General features: G+C 54.4%; 1 rRNA gene. It reads left to right on the forward strand.

What is annotated here, in order from left to right:
• Positions 1–1,371, forward strand: a 23S ribosomal RNA gene (locus tag AC50Y3_RS30080); the annotation flags it as partial.
• Positions 1,372–1,385: the final 14 nt, after the last annotated feature.

Genomic DNA, 1,385 nt, shown 5'->3' on the forward strand with positions numbered 1-1,385 from the left:
TAAGGCCAGGCTGTGATGGGGAGGGAAAATTACAGTACCGAAGGTCATGTGTTCCCGCTGCCAAGAAAAGCCTCTAGCCAGGTGATGGTGCCCGTACCGCAAACCGACACAGGTAGTCGAGCAGAGTATGCTAAGGCGCTCGGAAGAACTCTCGTTAAGGAACTCGGCAAAATGACCCCGTAACTTCGGGAGAAGGGGTGCCTCGGTAGGGTGAATAGCCCGAGGGGGCCGCAGTGAAAAGGCCCAAGCGACTGTTTAGCAAAAACACAGGTCTGTGCGAAGCCGTAAGGCGAAGTATACGGGCTGACGCCTGCCCGGTGCTGGAAGGTTAAGAGGAGTGGTTAGCCGCAAGGCGAAGCTATGAATTGAAGCCCCAGTAAACGGCGGCCGTAACTATAACGGTCCTAAGGTAGCGAAATTCCTTGTCAGGTAAATTCTGACCCGCACGAATGGCGTAACGACTTGGGCGCTGTCTCAACGAGAGATCCGGTGAAATTTTAATACCTGTGAAGATGCAGGTTACCCGCGACAAGACGGAAAGACCCCATGGAGCTTTACTGCAGCTTGATATTGAACTTTGGTACGATCTGTACAGGATAGGTGGGAGCCTAGGAAACCGGAGCGCCAGCTTCGGTGGAGGCAACGTTGGGATACCACCCTGATCGTATCGGAGTTCTAACCTGGTACCGTAATCCGGTACAGGGACCGTGTCAGGTGGGCAGTTTGACTGGGGCGGTCGCCTCCTAAAATGTAACGGAGGCGCCCAAAGGTTCCCTCAGAATGGTTGGAAATCATTCGTAGCGTGTAAAGGCATAAGGGAGCTTGACTGCGAGACCTACAAGTCGAGCAGGGACGAAAGTCGGGCTTAGTGATCCGGTGGTACCGAATGGAAGGGCCATCGCTCAACGGATAAAAGCTACCCTGGGGATAACAGGCTTATCTCCCCCAAGAGTCCACATCGACGGGGAGGTTTGGCACCTCGATGTCGGCTCATCGCATCCTGGGGCTGAAGTAGGTCCCAAGGGTTGGGCTGTTCGCCCATTAAAGCGGTACGCGAGCTGGGTTCAGAACGTCGTGAGACAGTTCGGTCCCTATCTGTCGTGGGCGTAGGAAATTTGAGAAGAGCTGTCCTTAGTACGAGAGGACCGGGATGGACGCACCGCTGGTGTACCAGTTGTTCCGCCAGGAGCACCGCTGGGTAGCCAAGTGCGGACGGGATAAGCGCTGAAAGCATCTAAGCGTGAAGCCCCCTTCAAGATGAGATTTCCCAGTATGTAAGACCCCTGAAAGACGATCAGGTTGATAGGTTCGAGGTGGAAGTGCAGCAATGCATGCAGCTGACGAATACTAATCGGTCGAGGGCTTATCCTACGAACATTCGCTCG

The organism is Paenibacillus sp. J22R98 (genome assembly GCF_059383835.1).